Genomic DNA, 17,041 nt, shown 5'->3' on the forward strand with positions numbered 1-17,041 from the left:
TCGTCTACACAATGCTTACGCGATGTCAGCACAACCGTTAACTTTCGTCGACTTCCGATGGCTTAAAACTTAGGCATCTGATTGCCGCCGAAGCCCATGTTGCGCATCATGGCTTCCATTTGACGGCGACCCTTTTTGGCGTTGCCACTTTGCGTCATAGCTTTCATCTTACCCATCATCTTATTCATCTCGCCCCACTGGCGGATGAGCTGGTTCACTTCCTGAATGGTGCGACCGGAGCCCGCAGAGATGCGCCTGCGGCGCTGTCCGTTAATGATTTTGGGACGCAGACGTTCTTCTCTGGTCATTGAGTGGATAATGGCCTCAATGCGCCCGAGTGAACTGTCATCCAAGCCGCCCTGCTGTGCCATCAGGCGATCTCCACCTGGAAGAGCGCTTATGAGTTTGGCAAGTCCTCCCATTTTACGGATTTGCTGCATTTGGTTGAGCAGGTCATCCATGGTAAATCCCTCGCGAAGCATGCGCTCGGCATCTTCAACCTGCTTTTCATCAGCAACTTTTTGAGCCTGCTCGACAATGGAGATAACGTCTCCCATGCCAAGAATGCGTTTTGCCATGCGGTCCGGATGAAAGACTTCAAGCGAATCGGGCTTCTCACCCATAGAAACAAATTTGATAGGCTTGCCGGTCACCTCGCGGACGGAAAGCGCGCCGCCGCCACGAGCATCGCCGTCAAGCTTGGACATGATGACTCCGTCAAAGTCCACGCGCTCGGCAAAGGTAGTCACAACGTTGACGATATCCTGGCCGGTCATAGCATCAACGACCATCAAAATCTGATCAGGTTTGACAGCCTGCTTGATAGCGACGGCTTCCTGCATCATCTCTTCATCAATCTGCAGACGGCCAGCGGTATCAACGATTACGATGTCATTCATGTGATCAATGGCTTGGTGGATGGATTCAGAGGCAATAGCCACCGCGTCACGACCGTCTCCGCGATACACGGGAACTTCAATTTCGGCGCCGAGAGTCTCAAGCTGATCGGCCGCTGCGGGACGATGGACGTCACAGGCCGCCAAAAGCGGACGCTTGCCCTCGGACTTCAAGAGGTACGCCAGCTTAGCCGCCGCGGTAGTCTTGCCGGAGCCTTGCAGGCCGACCAGCATAATGACGTTCGGAATGCGGTTCTGAGCAAGTACCAGCTTTGACTCGGTCGAACCCAAAAGCGATGTCAGCTCATCCAAAACAATGCGCACCACGTTTTGAGCGGGAGAAAGAGACTCAAGCACCTCAGCCGTCAGGCACTGCTCCTTGCAGCGCGCAACAAAGTTCTTGACCACGCGATAGTTGACATCGGCTTCAAGCAGTGCCATACGAATTTCGCGCATGGCGACGTTGATATCATCCTCGGTCAGACGGCCCTTACCGCGTAGAGCGGCAAACGTGTCTTGGAGACGATCCTGCAGGCTGTTAAACATTATTGAACTCCCTCGCCCACGAGCGCTTCACAGAAATCGTGCGCCTCAAATGTTTGCAAATCATCAAGAGCTTCGCCCACGCCAATGCGATAGATAGGCAGGTTAAGCTGGTTGGATATGGCAAGGGCTATGCCGCCCTTAGCGGTACCGTCAAGTTTTGTGACGATAAGACCGTCAAGATCGAGAGCGTCATTGAACTCCTTGGCCTGGTTAAGGCCGTTTTGTCCGGTTGTAGCGTCAATCACCAAAACTACGCTCACCGGCGTCACGCCCGCACGCTTACGCGTCACTGAAACAACCTTCGCCAGCTCGCGCATTAAGTCAGAGGAGGTATGCAGGCGTCCGGCCGTGTCAATAAGCACCAGCTCAGCGCCGCGCTTCTCGGCCTCATCGATAACGTCATAGCACACGCTTGCGGGATCCGCGCCGCGCTCGCGCGTAATGACTTCAACGCCTGAGCGTTCTCCCCATATCTCAAGCTGCTCAATCGCGGCGGCGCGAAAGGTGTCAGCTCCCCCGATGAGCACGCGACTGCCTTCGGCTTTCGCACGTCCTGCCAGCTTGCCCACCGTGGTCGTCTTGCCCGCGCCGTTAATGCCGACAAAGAGCACAATCGACGGCGTATCAGTGAAGGGATCGCGAGAAGCGCGCGGGAACTCCCGAGAAAGCCTCTCAATGAGCGCTCGACGAAGCTGATCCGACCGCGTGAGATTCTCACGCGCGGCCTGTTCGCGGAGGTCGTCCGTAACGCGTATGGCAACCTCAGCTCCCATATCCCCCATCACGAGGGTGTCTTCAAGGTCATCCCAAAAATCCTCAGTGACCTCGCCTCCCATATAAAAAATCTCATTGAGCGTTTCGCGTGAACGCTCAAGGCCGCGACGAAGATTGTCCATGAAACCCATCAGGCGTCAACCACCTTTCCGGTCGTATGATCAAGTCTCTGTGAGACCACATGACTTACGCCATCTGCCTGCATAGACACACCGTACAGAACATCCGCCTGCTCCATGGTGCGTCTCTGGTGAGAGATAACGATAAGCTGTGTTGTTTCTTTGAGCTGCTCAATCGCGTCAAGCAGTTTTGAGAGGTTAGCGTCATCGAGCGCCGCCTCAACCTCATCAAATACGTAAAACGGAACCGTGCGAGTCCGATATACAGCAAAGAGAAGCGCCAAGGCCGTGAGACTCTTCTCGCCACCGCTCATCAGCATCATCTTGGTAATGCGTTTGCCGCGAGGCTGAGCCACAATCTCAATACCCGTCTCGGAAAGGTTTTCCGGATCGGTCATCTCAATGCGAGCGTGCCCACCGGGAAAGAGCATCGAGAAAATCTCGGAGAAGTTTTGATTGACCTTTTCAAAGACGACAAGAAAACGATTGCGCATCTTGCGCTCGATAGCCGAAGTAATTTTTTTGAGAGAGCCGCGCGCAGCCTCAAGATCTGCTACCTGCTCGCCAATATAATCGGCGCGCTCCTTGAGGCGCTGATATTCATCCATGGCTACCTCGTTGACAGGACCAATACCGTCAAGCTGCCGCTTAAGCTGATCAACCGTTCGCTCAGCAGCCGCACGGTCCTCCGGTTCCGGTAACTTCAGCGCTTCGTCAAGCACCGCCCCTGTTGCGATAATGGCGTTAATGGCGTTTTCCACCTGCACTTCAAGACGGCCGATTTCAACCTTAACGTCATTGGCGCGCGAGCGTTCCTGCTCAAGTTCGGCCTGCGCCGCTGAGACGGCATCTTTCGCCTCGCCGATAGTCTTGCGCAGCGAATCGGAGTCCGCCTCCGCAAGTGAGGCGCGGTCTTTCAGGCGAGAAGCCCATTCAAGCGCGCGCCCGTGGAGAGCCTCATAGCGCTCATAGAGCGGGTCAACGCGCAGACGGATAACATCGAGTGCATGAGAGGACTGCTCTGTCGCGTTTATCTGCTGCTCAAGAGTTTGCACACGCTTTGCCAGTTCAGCCGCGCGAGCGTCAAGATTTGCCCGGCGCTCAGTAGCCATCGCTAATTTCATACGGGCGTCAGAGAGCTCACGCGACGCCTTACCCTGGGCGTGAATGGCCTTATCGTGCTTGGCGGTTGTTTCGGAAAGCAGTCGAGCAAGCTCCTCCGCACGCTCAGACGCCTCATGCGACGCCTGTCTATGTTCTTCAATATGAAAATGGGCGTCCTGCGCACGTTCAGACGCGACCGCACGAGCCTTTGTCACCTGGCTCTTCTCCGCCTTCGCGGAAGCCACTTGCCCTTCCAGGCGCCCTCGCTCAGAAGAGAGAGACGTAAGCTCACCAGAAAGGCGCGCCGCCTCCCCTTGGGCCGCAACGCTTTTCTCCCGCGCCGTGGCAAGCTTTGTCTCTGCTTGCGCCACTGCCGCAATCGCAGCCTCATGAGCTGCCTTTAGATGACCTCTGTCTTTTTCAAGCGCACGAATACGACGTTTGCGCTCAAGAGCGCCCACTTTCGCAGAAGCAGGCGTACCAATCCTCAGCCGGCCGTCAGGAAAGAGTATCGCGCCGTCAAGCGTTACATATGTGCACAAGGACGCTTTCTCATGAGCCGCGAGAGCTTCGCTGACATCGCCAACCACTCGCATGCTGCCAAACAGCGCTTCAAGCAGGGCACGCGATGATTCGGCCACATGAATCCTGTCAAGGAGCGCCTCGCCGGGAGCGTCTTTATCGATGCGCTCCGCGCTCTCAGAGCATCGCGCTGCGCGTGAAACAATCGTGGCGCATCCTTCAGCCTCTTTGTACGCGAGCGCGGCGGAGGCAAGCGTATCCGCTTCCGAAACGGAACCGACCACAAAGGCCGCCAAGTCATCTCCGAGCAATCGTTCAAGCAAGGGCTCAATGCGCTCATCAGCGTCAATACAATCGGCAAGACGGCTTTCAATAAGCTCAGCAACGGCCTCATCATCCGCAAGCGCCGCGGCGCGCGGACTTGTTTTTGCCGTTTCAACGTCAAGTGACGTCAGCGCCGTCAATGTCGCCTCCGCTTGCGAGAGCTTTCGCTTCGCGTCAGCTTCAACGGCACGCGCGGCTTCCAGCGCAGACGTATGTTCGGAAATCTCAGCAATCAAAGCTTCCGACTCACGCCGCGCAAGCTCCAGAGCCGCCGAAAGCTCATGCTCACGCGTTGAGCTTTGCGAGAGGGCTTCTTCCGCCGTTTTAAGCGACTCATTGATTTGCGCCAGACGAGAGACGTACATCTCATCCTCAACCTTTGCGTGCGTGATGTGCTCTTCCAGCTTTACATAAGCAAGCGTTTCCCTGTCAGCGACAGCGCGCGCGGACTTCTCCTCCGAACTCAGGCGCTGAAGTTCAAGGTCAAGTTCTTTTCGCCCGCTCGCCGCTTTTTGAGCAATTTCTTGCAGGGACTCCTGCGTTTTTTTGAGTTCGGTCTCTTGAGCGGAAAACGCTATGAGCTGGTCTTTGAGCTGTTCTGACTCGGTGGCAGCCTCTTGGCGCTGTCTGCCCATAACGGAAAGCTGCATACGCATATCGGAAAGGCGAGAAACCATGTTCTTGCCTTTCTCTTCCAAAAGACGCATGTCAGAGCCCATACGGCCAAGCACATCCTGCATACGGCGGCGCTGCTCGCCCAAATCTCCCACGAACAGGCCCTTTTGTTCAAGAAGCGACTGAAGTTTTTCGAGCTCCTGCACCTTTTCTTGAGAGCGATACCGCGCAAGTTCAATAGCAGCGTCAGCTTCCTTTTGACGAACGCTCAACTCCGCGTGAGTTTGCTGAAGCTGTCTCAAATCGTCCACAGCCAGCTGAACAGTAAGCTCGGTAAACTGCGCCTGCAGTGTTTTCGCGCGCGAGGCCTTGTCCACCTGCTTTTCAAGCGGACGCAGCTGCCGCGTAATCTCACGGGCAACCACTTTGGCGCGCGCCAGATTTTCATCCATAGCCGCAATTTTGCGCTCAGCCCGTTCCTTGCGGCGGCGATGCTTTGAGATATCAGCCGCTTCTTCGATAAGCTCACGGCGCTGCTCCGGACGGCTCGACAAAATAGAATCGAGTTTGCCCTGAGAAATGATGGAATGCGTATCCTTGCCAAGACCGGAATCATGGAGAATATCCTGAATATCCATCAATCGAGCAGGCGCTCCATTGATCAGGTACTCGGACTCCCCCGAACGATACATGCGCCGGGTGATTCCAATCTCCGAAAAGTCAATGGGAAGCGTGTGATCGGAGTTGTCCAAGAGAAGCGTCACTTCCGCAACGCCGACCGCGTTTCTCGCGGAGGAACCCGAAAAGATAACGTCTTCCATGGCCTGACCGCGCAGCATTTTTGCGCTCTGCTCGCCCAAAACCCACAGAATCGAATCGGAAACGTTTGATTTGCCCGAACCATTTGGTCCCACCACAACAGTTAAGCCGGGGTCAAATTCCATGTGCGTTTTGTCGGCAAAGGACTTAAAGCCTTTGAGGGTAAGCGATTTGAGATACAACGACGTCCTCCTACTTCAAGCCCATATCGGCGTCAACATCAACGGGATTCTTGTCAACGCCAAGCCGCACGAGGGCGTCTTGAGCCGCCGCTGATTCCGCGGCTTTTTTGGAGGACCCTACTCCTCGTCCCGCCTTGAGGCCATCGACATATACGACTGAGGTAAACGTAGGCGTGTGCGCAGGACCGGACTCATCAATCAGTTCGTATTCGGGCGTGCATTTTCCATTTGCCTGCACCGCCTCCTGAAGGCGAGACTTCGGACTTACCGAACGCTCAGCAAGCGAAGGAGAGATATGCGGCCCTAAAGTCCTCATGACAAACTCATGAGTCGGCTCGTACCCCGCGTCAAGGTACAGCGCGCCAACAATGGACTCGTAGACGTTTTCAAGCGCGGAACGCATGCCGCGGCCTCCAGTACCTTTTTCAGACACTCCCATGACAATAAGCGGCTCGATACCGAGTGCTTTTGCCACAATGGAAAGCGTGTGTCCTGAAACAAGAGAGGTTTTCAGGCGGGTAAGTTCACCTTCGTCCATACCCGGATATCGCTCAAAGAGGTCAGTGGCAACAATAGCGCCCAAAATGGAATCTCCCAAAAACTCAAGGCGCTCATACGAAGCGGACACAGGCTTGCCTTCTACCGCGGACGGATGCGTGAGAGCGGCTTCGATAATATCTTTATGTGTAAATTTGTGGCTGCAGATGTCTTCAACTGCACGCACACGCTCATGTAATTTCAAACTCAAAGCACCAATCTTTACGCTTCTTCGATAGCTTCGACGGCGTCACCAATAGTGGCAACATCGCTTAGCGATTCAGCATCAAATGTCATGTCAAATTCCTGCTCAAGATCGGTGACCAACTGCAGCAAATCAAACGAGTCAGCGCCGAGATCCTTAAATGAGGTTGTCTCGTCAAGCTCAGTGTCCTCATCAATATCAAGGGTTTCTCGAACAAGAGCAATTACTTTATCAAGTGTTTCGGAATTTGCCATTACGCCCTCCTTGCGCAAACGCAGAACATTGACAACGCAATTTTACCCGTGTTGCTGCCAGAAAGACGCGAGAACCAACCAACCTGAAAGAACTACTCAGTTTAGAAGAACCGGTCGACCTGAAAGAGCTAGTCAGCCTGAACCGCTTCCGCGATTTTCCCCACAAGATTTCCATGAGCCGCGGTGGCAGCCGCAAGCGTACCAGCACATACCGCTCCGGCGCTTGTGGAACCATGTCCCTTGATGACAGGAGCGGAAAGGCCGAGAAGAACGGCTCCTCCTACCATATCACCTGAGAGCTCACCGGCCGTTTGCTTGAGAGCGTCTTTGAGCAGAAGCGCTCCGAGCGCCGCCTTTTTTGAGGATTTCACCGAATCTTTGATACGGCTCAAAATAAACTTGCCGGTAGACTCAATCGTCTTGAGAGCCACATTGCCCGTAAGACCGTCCGCCACAATAACATCAAACCGGTCGCCCAACAAATCAACACCTTCGGCATTGCCGGAAAAGCCGACAGTTGAGCTTGCGAGAGCCTCGTGATAGGAAAGTGTCAGCGCAGAGCCCTTAGTTTCTTCCGATCCGTTGGTGAGAAGACCGATAGAGGGCTCAGCGATACCAAGCGCTACCTGCGCATACGCCTTGCCCATGCGGGCAAAGTCCACCATCATTTCAGGCTTTACGTCAGCGTTTGCTCCCGTATCAAGAAATACAGCCTGATGTCCGTGAAGGCCGGGCAGAAGGAGCGCCAGCGCGGGACGCTTTATTCCCCTGATGCGCCCGATGCCGAAGGTAGCCGCCGTCAGCACCGCACCTGTTGAACCGGCGGAAAAAAGTCCCGCCGCCTTGCCAGCGCGCACTGCCGCCGCGGCGCGCACAATGCTCGCGTCCTTTTTTTGACGCACCGCGTCTGCCGGATGCTCGTCCATGCCGATAACTTCAGTGGTAACAAGAGCGTGAGCACGAACGTTCTTCTCGGCAAAGGGCGTCACAAACTCATCAGCTCCGGCGAGAAGGACTTCGAGTTCAGGGTCTTTCTCAAGAGCCTGCGCGACTCCCGCGAGAACCACCTCAGGACTTTGATCTGAACCCATAACATCAACGCAAACGGTAGTGGGCATACGTTCCCCCTTTATAGAAAAGGAGGCCGACCCAAGCGGGACAGCCTCCTTACTCTTACGCTGTTTGAGAACTACTCGGTAACAACAACCTCACGAGCCTTGTAATGGCCGCAGTTGGGGCAAACGTGATGAGGAAGCTTGGGAGCGCCGCACTCCGGACAAATGGAACGAGCAGGAGTTGCAACCTTGCTGTTTGCGGAACGACGAGTGTGGGTAGCGCCGCGACCCTTCTTTTGCTTAGGTACTGCCATCTTGGAACCTCTCTTACTTTCTTGCGAGCGTCCCATACCTGTTAGGACGCGACCCATCTAATTTCATGCGTTGGATACTATACCACGCATGAGGGCATTTTGGACGCAAAAGCGCAATTTATTCAGATTTGTAGCTTTGCGCAACGTAGTTTTTACGCAATCACCGCTTTGAGTCGGAGTCCCTACCTTCAACGCTTTCTTTGGTGCTGTCTTCGGCGCCTTCTTCAGCGCTGTCTTCAACGCTTTCTTCGGAGTTCTTCTCATCATCAAAGGTAAGGCCAGCCAATACCGAGAAGGGATTGCTGTCCAAACGCTCCTCGCTCCGCGTGCGGTTCACCTGCGCTGCATGTCCGCAATCCTCTTCGTTGAGATTGGCGCCACAAACCGGACAAAGCCCCTTGCAATCAGGCTTGCACAGCACCACAAAGGGCGTTTCCATCACAAGCGAAGGGAGCAGCGCGCCTGCAAGGTCAATGGTCTTGTCGGATGACACAAGCGAATAGTCGGCTTCATCTTCATCATCAGCGGGATGCTCGGGTTCTTCAAAAAGATAGTATTCGTCAACCTCCGCTGCGATATCCATCGAGGCAGGAGCAAGACACCGGTCACATTCTCCAACGGCGCATGTCTTGAGTATGCCCGTAACCAAGATGCCCTCGCCCGCATTCGTCAGAACAAGGTCATACTCAATGCCGTGAGGCAGGCAAAACTCATGCTCACCGAGAGCGTAGCTCTCCTCGTCAAGATGGCCCGCAAGCGACAGGGTATCGCCCGGGTTTGCCAAGCGATCGTCAATTGCAACGATTATGGGTTTCATCGGTGCTACCAGGAAACGGTGTTGGTGGTGTTATGAGGACCGGAATTCTCGTCAAGGGTCTGGCGCACGCGAGATACGGAATTAGTAAGCGACTTCAGGTTCTCTTCCAGGTGCGCAAGAACGGTGTCAGCGTACTCTTCAGCGTTATACCGCGTGTCGCGCTCGTATTGATCAGCCTGATCGCGGACGCCATCAGCCTGCTGTTGCGCGAGACGCACCACTTCCTGATCGCCGGCCAAAATCATTGCCTGTTGCTGCGCATCGGCGATGATAGATTCGGCCTGTGTGCGAGCGCGCTCAAGCGTCTCATTCTCTTCCTTGATGATGCGGCGGGCCGTTGTGAACTCTTCAGGAAAGACACGGCGGATCTCGTCCAAAAGCTCATAGAAGTCCTGGGCGTCAATAATCTTTTTCTGACCTGCGTCCATAAACGGCGACTTTGCCTCACTGACGAGCTGTTCAAGCTCAGCTACGAGGCTCTCGATTTCCTCACCCGGCTGCATCCAGGGCTCCTTTCATACATCTACAGAACAGCTACATTATGACAGCAACTAGCCCCATTACATAATGCACCTTTTTAAGAATGGTAACAGAATATGTTTAATTCGCTAGGCAGCCCGCTTTATTTTTGGGAATTACGCAAAGCCAACAACTTTTGGGCGACACATGTAGGAACCAACAAGGACACATCAGCGCCCATCAACGCGATCTCCCGCACGATGGAAGACGAAACGTACCCATATTCAGGGCTGGACATGACAAATATGGATTCAAGATCAGGCGCGAGATGCGCGTTCAGGTCAGCCTGCTGCAGCTCATACTCAAAATCCGTCATGGCGCGAAGGCCTTTGACTACACCGCCGGCGTCGCACAGACGGCAAAACTCCACAAGAAGACCATCCATGGGTCTTACTTCCACGCCTTCAATATCCGCCTCGAGAAGCGCGTCCTGGATCATCTTCACCCGCTCTTCAAGGGAAAACGTAGTGCCCGTACCTCGCTTATCGCGAGAAACAGCCACCGCAACCGTTACCTTGTCAAATAAGCGGACAGCCCTTCTGATAACGTCGAGGTGTCCATTGGTCACCGGATCAAAGGTACCCGGAACCACTACATGATTAATGCTGTTCACTGCTCTCCCCTTCACGTGGACCGCTCTTCTCGCCGTCAGGCACAGCGCGGACGGTCTTTGACTTTATCATGAGATCAACGCGGGCAATCCCGTAGCGCTTGGATTTAATAAGATCCACGCCACCTACGGACATGCCGGGCGCCTTATCGTGATGCTCGTACACAACCAGTGCGCGCGGCGTGAGCGCGTCCGCGCCGTCCACGTTGACGAGAAACTCGGCAATCCTTTGCGCTTCTACGGCATACGGAGGATCTAAAAGCACGATATCAAAAGGGCCGCCCGGAAGCGTTTTGCGTGCCGACAAGCACAGCGCGTCTCCGCACACAATACGCGCTTCTTGCGCACCGGCGCCAAGCGTTCGCGCGTTCTTTCGTATGAGGTCGGCGGTCTTGCGGTCTTTGTCAACAAAGGTTACATGGGCCGCTCCCCTAGAGAGAAGCTCAAACCCCAAAGCGCCAGATCCTGCGAACGCGTCAAGGACCCTCTTGCCGGACAGATTGAGTCCCGCCGCCGACAAAATAGAAGACGTGACTGCCTCACGGGTGCGATCGGTTGTGGGGCGTGTGGTGCCTCGGCCTTGAGGCGCTTCAATGACGCGTCCGCGCCACTTTCCTCCAACTATCCTCATGCGCGCCCCAACTCTTCAAAATACGCACCAAAACGATCACGCGCCTCAAGACCCATGGTCTGATGCACAGGGTCCTTGAGCTGCGGATCGCGCCGATACAGCGAACGCGCGTCCTTGTAGGCGGCCTCTATCAGGTCACCATCTCCATACAAATCGGAAATCTTGAGTGTTGTCGCGCCGGATTGACGGTACCCCAGCGTCTCACCCTCACGGCGCAGCTTCAAATCAAGCTCAGCCAGCTTGAATCCGTCTGAAGTCGCCTCAAGGGCCGCAAGGCGCTTGCGCGCCGGCGCGCCACGCTTCGCGTCGGAGTTCAAAAACACTTCTCCTGCCATATCACCTCGGCCGACACGACCTCGCAACTGGTGCAGAGTCGCAAGGCCAAAGCGGTCCGCATTGTAGATGAGCATGACAGTTGCGTTGGGCACGTCAACGCCGACTTCAATGACGGTTGTTGAAACCAAAATCTGAACCGTCCCCGCACGAAAAGCAGCCATAGTCTCATCTTTTTCGGCAACGGACATGCGCCCTGTCAGAACTCCAACGCGCATATCAGAAAATACCTCGCGCTGCAGCGTTACCTGCGTGGCAAGGGCGGAGTGCATCTTTGTTTTTGTTTGAACGTTCTCCGGAAGGTCGTCCAGATCGGCTCCTTCATCGGAGTCATCGACAAGCGGGCACACCACATACGCCTGCCGGCCGGCGACCACAGCATCGCGTATCGCGCCGTATGCAAGATCGAGGTTGTTGCTCGTCAAAATCTTCGTTGTAACCCCTGCTCCCGCGTGCGGCCTCTGTGCAAGGCGCGTCATGGCGATGTCGCCGTAGACGGAAAGCGCGAGGGTACGCGGAATAGGAGTGGCGGTCATGGCGAGAAGGTCAACACCTGTCCCCTTCTTTCTCAGCGCCGCACGCTGATCAACGCCAAAGCGATGCTGTTCGTCTATGACCACCAGGGTCAGACGCTTGAAGTCCATAGTTTCTGAAAGCAGGGCTGTGGTTCCAAAAACCACGGTGGTATCACCGGCTAGAACACGTTGGGCAATCTCAGCGCGTTTTTGAGGAGGTGTCGAGCCCGTCACCAGCGCCCATGAAATTTTTGAGGCTGTCAGCAGCGGTCCGAGCTTTTCTGCGTATTGCTGCGCCAGCACTGACGTCGGTGCCATCATAGCCGCCTGTGTACCAGAATCAGCGGCCGCCGCGAGCGCCACGGCCGCTACAGCCGTTTTTCCCGTTCCAACATCGCCTAACAGCAGGCGATTCATAATCTGAGGATCCTCCATATCGCAAAGGATATCGTGGACGGCAGCGTGCTGTTCTGCGGTCAACTCAAACGGCAGAGCGGCGAGAAGAGCTTGCTTTCGGGGGCCATCTGTCGTGTGAGCAAAGGGTGTATCCCCTGCAAGCTCAACGGTTCTTCTCGCCAAAAGCGCCAGTTGGAGACAGAGAAGCTCATCATAGGCGAGACGGCGGCGCGCTTGCTCGGCCAGAGCCAGGGACGTGGGAAAGTGAACTTCTCGAAGAGCTCGGGCAAGCGTCATGAAACCGCGCGCCGCGCACAGTTTGGCGGGAAGCCAATCGCATATGTCGCCCACATCCGCAAGAGCCGCCGACATGATACGCCTCATCCATGCGGGACTTACGCCTTCGGTGGCGGGATGTACGGGAAGAATCTGAGCCCGAGGCTTCTTTTTCTCCTCCTCAGTAGCAATGACCTCATAAAAGGGAGCTTTCATCTGACGAAATCCGTAGGCAAACGTCATGGTGCCGGAAAAGGCGACTTCATCGCCTTCGTGAAGTTGGTCGGCGACCCACGGCTGACGGAAAAAGACGGCCGTCATCACGCCCGTTTCATCCGAAGCCTCCACTTCCACAATACTCATACGGGGTCGAGGCCGCTTTGTCGCTATCCGCTCTACTTTCGCCACTACCGTCGCGTCGGCGCCCACCGTGGTAAAGGCAATCTTCGCCACCGTTGAAAAATCAAGGTAGCGATGGGGCACATGCAAAAAAAGATCGCGTACGCGCGAAATGCCGAGACGCTCAAGCGCCTCGGCACGGTTTGCACTGACATAACGAAGACGGCCTACCTCATCAGTAAGCGAGCAGGTGCGACGAATCCGATCGGACGCCTCACCTATGCTGGGGCGAGAACCCATTAAGACCTACTCAAGGGAGAAGATAACGGGATAGAGGGGCTGCTCACCACGGTGTGCGTCAATTTCCAAGTCAGGAAGGGCTTCCTCGATACGCGCGGTCAGCGCCGAGAAGTGCTCTTCATCCATATCAGAGCCGGCAAGAATAGTCAGGGTATCCCCCTCCTCTTCTTCCTGCATCTTTTTGATAAGACCGATAGTCACCTCATCAATGTCATTGCCGACAACGTCAATGGACCCTCCCTGGATTCCCATAACATCGCCGTTATGGATGGGCGTGCCGTCGGAAGCGGCGGAATCTCGAACCGCGGTAGTAACCTCGCCATAGCGAATCGCGGCAAACGCGTCGGTCATTGTCTGTACGTTATCCTCAAGAGAGGCGTCAAGCTCAACGGCGAACATTGCCGCGAACGCCTGAAGGACCGACTTTGTCGGAATGACCGCAACCTTTGTGCCCTCGCACGCTGAAGCGGCGGCTTCAGCAGCCATGCGAATGTTTGAGTTATTGGGCAAGACGATGACATTGTCAGCGTGAGCCTGATCGATAGCGCTCAAGATATCGGCAGTTGACGGGTTCATGGTCTGACCGCCGGAAACGACAACGTCGACACCGAGCGACTTCAAGATGGACTCAGAACCGCTGCCCGCGCAGACCGCGACAAAGCCCAGGTGCTTGCGGGGGGCATTGACAGCCTCTACAGTCTTTTTGTCCTCAGCAATCTTTTCGGTGCGCTCTTTGGCCTCAAGATCCATATTGTGGATAAAGACCTCAAAAATCTGGCCATACTGAAGCATGTAGCGCAAGACCTTATCGGGCGTATTGGAGTGCACATGAACCTTATAGTCGGGATTTGTGCCCACTAAAAGCTCACAGTCGCCCATAGTCGCAAGAAAATCAAGGGCGGCGCTTTCATCAAAGGAAGCGTCATCGGCATGGAACAAAAACTCATTGCAGTAGCGGAACTCAGAACCTTCCCAGTCATCATTCAGCTCAATGGAGACTTTGGCGTGAGCCGCCGCTTTCGCGTCATCGGTACCGACTGTCGTCTTAAATTCGGACAGCTCCGTCTTGCCTTGAACCGCGTTCACAAAACCTTCAAAAAACGTTGCAAATCCAAAGGCTCCAGAGTCAACTACGCCGTTTTCCTTCAAAACAGGCAGCAAGTCCGGAGTGCGCGCGACTGATTCATAGGCTTCAACCACCAGCGCATCAAGCACTTCAACAGGCGTCAGCTTGGATTTCTCAAGCGAATCAGCCTTGGCGGAAACATCCTTCAAAACGGTAAGGATGGTACCTTCAACCGGCTTACGGACCGCTTTGAAGGCCACTTCCTTACCGCGGCGAAACGCGTGAGCGATATCTTTCGGCGTAATATGCGCTGGATTCTTCACATCGCACAGCCCCTCGGCAACTCCACGAAGAATCTGGCTGGTAATAACGCCAGAATTCCCGCGAGCGCCCATCAGAGAACCGTGAGTAATTGCTTTAGCGATATCCTCCATGGAGGCGTCTGCCGGAAGATCTTGTACCTCGCGAACGACCGTACCCAACGTCAAGGACATGTTGGTGCCCGTATCGCCATCCGGTACGGGAAAGACATTGAGCTTGTTAATTTCTTCAGCCTTATCGGCTACGGCCAGAGCGGCGGCCGGAAAGCAAGAGCGGACGACGGTTGAAATCATCTTTGAAGACCTCAGTTCCTTAATCGTGTGCAACATATCCGCGCGAACGCGCAAGAAACGTTAGCGAGAAGCGCGCATCGCCTCGATGTGGACAGTTACTTCAACGGTATTGAGCTCGGCAATCTGGCGAAGCAAGAATTTCACAGACGCTGAAAGATTGTCAACCACAGACGCCATATTGACACCCTGCTCAACTACAACGTGCAAATCAACGCTCACACCCTGCGGCGAGGATGAAACATCAATACCCTTGCGAAGTCGATATTCGGGGAGCAGCCTTGCAACTCCGGCTTGCTCGTCAATAACCGCCATGCCGACAACGCCGTAGCACTCAAGGGCAGCGTACCCTGCAAGGTCAGCAATGCAATCATTTGAAACCCTGAGCGTTCCTGGAACAGTGGAAACCATGTTCGTATACTCCTCTCATAGGATTCCCGAATCTAAAAAGAACCCAAACGATTATACCGCACGTCTACGCGTGGATATCGCAAGCATTCTACAAACAATGTAAAGATTTCAGTTGCACGCGAGGTCAGCTGTGATATAGTGGTTCAGCTATTTGAAAATTCGCGTGAATACAGGATTCGCGCCTTATGGAGGTCGTTGTTATGTCAAAGGTTTGTGATTTTTGCGGTAAGCACGCTGTCGCCGGTCGTTCCATCTCCCACTCCCACCGTACCGTCACCCGCACGTTCAAGCCGAACATTCAGCGCGTCACTGTTGTTGTCGACGGCCGACGCAAAAAGATGAATGTCTGCTCTCGCTGCCTGAAGTCCGGTAAGATTGCCCGCAGCTAATCTCGCAGCTCGTCTTTTTCACAGCATAAGTACAGCTTAAAAGGCCGCAATCGCGGCCTTTTTCATGTTTACTGCGTCAGGCGCGCGTTATGTTGTGCGGCGGGTACGCGTTATCTTGTGCGATACATGCGCGTTATGCTCCGGCGCCTGTCTTCAAAAGCATCGCAAGCAGAACGCCCTTTTCGCACCTGATATGGGCGTGCTCGTCTTGAACCACATTAGAAACACCTTCATCAGAAAGAAGTGGTAGCGCGTAAGCATCCAAGTCCCACTTCATACCGGTTTCTGAGACGATTGTTTCTTCACGCAGGGCAATGACTGAAAGTGTTCTCCCCTGTTGACAGGAAAGTTTCCACAAGTCGCAACTCTTAGCCGTAAGAATTCTCGCTTCAACATCGTCTTCAACAACGCGAACCGCGCCTCCGGATTCAAAACGCCTGGCGAGAAGCCCAATCACTCCCAGCTCATGATCAAGCCGCCCTCCTGAGGCGCACGTCACCGTAAGCGACAGTGGCGCGCCGCGCCGGATTGCCTCGTGCGCAACCGCGTCAAGGGCCAGCGAAAGATCGGTAACGTATTTATCGGGAGGAAAGGCAATTATGGGAACTTCATATTTGCGCAGCCAATGCGCCGTCTCTTCCTTGAGAGAGCCATTTATAGAATCAAAGTCTCCACACACGATATCGGGCACCACGCCGGCTTCTTTGCATGCAGCAACTCCGCGGTCAGCAGCCACCACGTAGGAAGCCTCCGCGGCAAGCTCACCTATCAGCGCAGAAGAGCTCACGGCAGGCGAGCCGTCAACAATAAGTGCCGAGAAGCATTTCCGCTCAGCCGAAAAACTCTTTTCGAAGTTTTTTTCAAAAGGGCTGTCACCTGATGGCATGCGCTCATAGTCACAAATGCGGGTCAGCGAAAGTTCACGATAATCACGAGCGAAGATATCCGAATGAGCTTTCATGACATCGATACTGCGTCCGTCTTTGCCGTTAAAGAGCGCCACCACCGGAAAGCCCGCTTTACGCGCCGTACGCGCGCCAAACTCAGCGTCTTCAAATACCCAGGTGGAAGCCTTATCAGTGCCTAACCGGCGAAGCGCTTCCAGATAAACATCGGGCTTGTCCTTATCGGCTCCTCCCACATCTTCAGTGCTGACCAACGCTTGAAAATAGTGTTCGATGCCCTGTGCGCGAAGCGCTGTACCCAAAGCGCGCCCCGGCGTAGATGAGGCTATTGCCATGGGAATACCGGCATCGTAGAGCTCTTGGAGAAAGTCCTTCGCGCCGGCGATAATTGCAATATCGTGCGTATAGACATATTGGACATGAGCTACGAACCTTTCGTAAAGTTCCTGAGCAGTAAGCGGCAGGTTGAATTCTTTCACGCACACCACGCACCCATCAAAAAGAGAGATCGCCTCGACCTTTTTGAAAAAATCGGGAGTCATATCGATGGCAAAGTCCTCAAGCACATCCCCAAACGCTCGCCGCCACATCCACATGGAATCAACGAGCGTTCCGTCAAGGTCAAAGATTGCCCCGGTTGTCTTCATGAAGCGGCTC

General features: G+C 54.7%; 16 protein-coding genes. 1 reads left to right on the plus strand and 15 read right to left on the minus strand.

Annotated elements, in window-relative coordinates; translation table 11 throughout:
- Positions 1 to 62: 62 nt before the first annotated feature.
- From ffh to QM016_RS01720, 14 genes are all read right to left on the minus strand, one after another.
- Complete coding sequence (gene ffh / locus QM016_RS01655; RefSeq protein ID WP_016476868.1) at positions 63 to 1,442, minus strand: signal recognition particle protein; 1,380 nt, start codon at positions 1,440 to 1,442, stop codon at positions 63 to 65.
- Positions 1,442 to 2,347 carry a signal recognition particle-docking protein FtsY gene (gene ftsY, locus QM016_RS01660; protein WP_282709946.1) on the minus strand — a complete coding sequence of 302 codons (906 nt, stop codon included), beginning with the start codon at positions 2,345 to 2,347 and terminating at the stop codon, positions 1,442 to 1,444. Before ftsY ends, ffh begins: the two co-directional genes overlap by 1 nt.
- Positions 2,347 to 5,901, minus strand: a complete 3,555-nt coding sequence (gene smc / locus QM016_RS01665) for a chromosome segregation protein SMC (protein ID WP_016476866.1) — start codon at positions 5,899 to 5,901, stop codon at positions 2,347 to 2,349. The genes ftsY and smc overlap by 1 nt, the downstream gene beginning before the upstream one ends.
- Positions 5,902 to 5,911: 10 nt before the next feature.
- Positions 5,912 to 6,643 (minus strand): ribonuclease III, encoded by a 732-nt coding sequence (rnc, locus tag QM016_RS01670; RefSeq protein WP_035433594.1) that lies wholly within the window; start codon positions 6,641 to 6,643, stop codon positions 5,912 to 5,914.
- Between the two features lie 17 nt (positions 6,644 to 6,660).
- Positions 6,661 to 6,897, minus strand: a complete 237-nt coding sequence (locus QM016_RS01675; protein ID WP_016476864.1) for a phosphopantetheine-binding protein — start codon at positions 6,895 to 6,897, stop codon at positions 6,661 to 6,663.
- Between the two features lie 128 nt (positions 6,898 to 7,025).
- Positions 7,026 to 8,015, minus strand: coding sequence for a phosphate acyltransferase PlsX (gene plsX / locus QM016_RS01680; protein ID WP_016476863.1), 990 nt, complete (start codon positions 8,013 to 8,015; stop codon positions 7,026 to 7,028).
- A gap of 71 nt (positions 8,016 to 8,086) precedes the next feature.
- Positions 8,087 to 8,266, minus strand: a complete 180-nt coding sequence (rpmF, locus tag QM016_RS01685) for a 50S ribosomal protein L32 (protein ID WP_016476862.1) — start codon at positions 8,264 to 8,266, stop codon at positions 8,087 to 8,089.
- A 160-nt stretch (positions 8,267 to 8,426) separates the two neighbouring features.
- Positions 8,427 to 9,083, minus strand: coding sequence for a DUF177 domain-containing protein (locus QM016_RS01690; RefSeq protein ID WP_016476861.1), 657 nt, complete (start codon positions 9,081 to 9,083; stop codon positions 8,427 to 8,429).
- A gap of 5 nt (positions 9,084 to 9,088) precedes the next feature.
- Positions 9,089 to 9,586: a hypothetical protein gene (locus tag QM016_RS01695; protein WP_016476860.1), complete on the minus strand. Its 498-nt coding sequence runs from the start codon at positions 9,584 to 9,586 to the stop codon at positions 9,089 to 9,091.
- A 119-nt stretch (positions 9,587 to 9,705) separates the two neighbouring features.
- The gene (gene coaD, locus QM016_RS01700; RefSeq protein WP_016476859.1) at positions 9,706 to 10,215 is read right to left on the minus strand and encodes a pantetheine-phosphate adenylyltransferase; all 510 of its coding nucleotides are present in this window, start codon (positions 10,213 to 10,215) and stop codon (positions 9,706 to 9,708) included.
- Positions 10,202 to 10,843 carry a 16S rRNA (guanine(966)-N(2))-methyltransferase RsmD gene (gene rsmD, locus QM016_RS01705; protein ID WP_016476858.1) on the minus strand — a complete coding sequence of 214 codons (642 nt, stop codon included), beginning with the start codon at positions 10,841 to 10,843 and terminating at the stop codon, positions 10,202 to 10,204. Before rsmD ends, coaD begins: the two co-directional genes overlap by 14 nt.
- The gene (recG, locus tag QM016_RS01710; protein ID WP_282709948.1) at positions 10,840 to 13,002 is read right to left on the minus strand and encodes an ATP-dependent DNA helicase RecG; all 2,163 of its coding nucleotides are present in this window, start codon (positions 13,000 to 13,002) and stop codon (positions 10,840 to 10,842) included. The genes rsmD and recG overlap by 4 nt, the downstream gene beginning before the upstream one ends.
- 6 nt (positions 13,003 to 13,008) lie before the next feature.
- Positions 13,009 to 14,682 carry a DAK2 domain-containing protein gene (locus QM016_RS01715; protein WP_016476856.1) on the minus strand — a complete coding sequence of 558 codons (1,674 nt, stop codon included), beginning with the start codon at positions 14,680 to 14,682 and terminating at the stop codon, positions 13,009 to 13,011.
- A gap of 60 nt (positions 14,683 to 14,742) precedes the next feature.
- A complete protein-coding gene (locus QM016_RS01720) occupies positions 14,743 to 15,090 on the minus strand; it encodes an Asp23/Gls24 family envelope stress response protein (protein WP_016476855.1) in 348 nt (115 codons plus the stop codon).
- A gap of 200 nt (positions 15,091 to 15,290) precedes the next feature.
- Here QM016_RS01720 and rpmB point away from each other — a divergent pair, with 200 nt between their 5' ends.
- Positions 15,291 to 15,479, plus strand: a complete 189-nt coding sequence (gene rpmB / locus QM016_RS01725; protein WP_016476854.1) for a 50S ribosomal protein L28 — start codon at positions 15,291 to 15,293, stop codon at positions 15,477 to 15,479.
- Between the two features lie 133 nt (positions 15,480 to 15,612).
- Here rpmB and QM016_RS01730 read toward each other — a convergent pair whose 3' ends face one another.
- Complete coding sequence (locus tag QM016_RS01730) at positions 15,613 to 17,031, minus strand: thiamine diphosphokinase (protein ID WP_282709949.1); 1,419 nt, start codon at positions 17,029 to 17,031, stop codon at positions 15,613 to 15,615.
- Positions 17,032 to 17,041: the final 10 nt, after the last annotated feature.

This window comes from Lancefieldella sp. Marseille-Q7238 (assembly GCF_949152215.1).
Classification (GTDB): domain Bacteria; phylum Actinomycetota; class Coriobacteriia; order Coriobacteriales; family Atopobiaceae; genus Lancefieldella.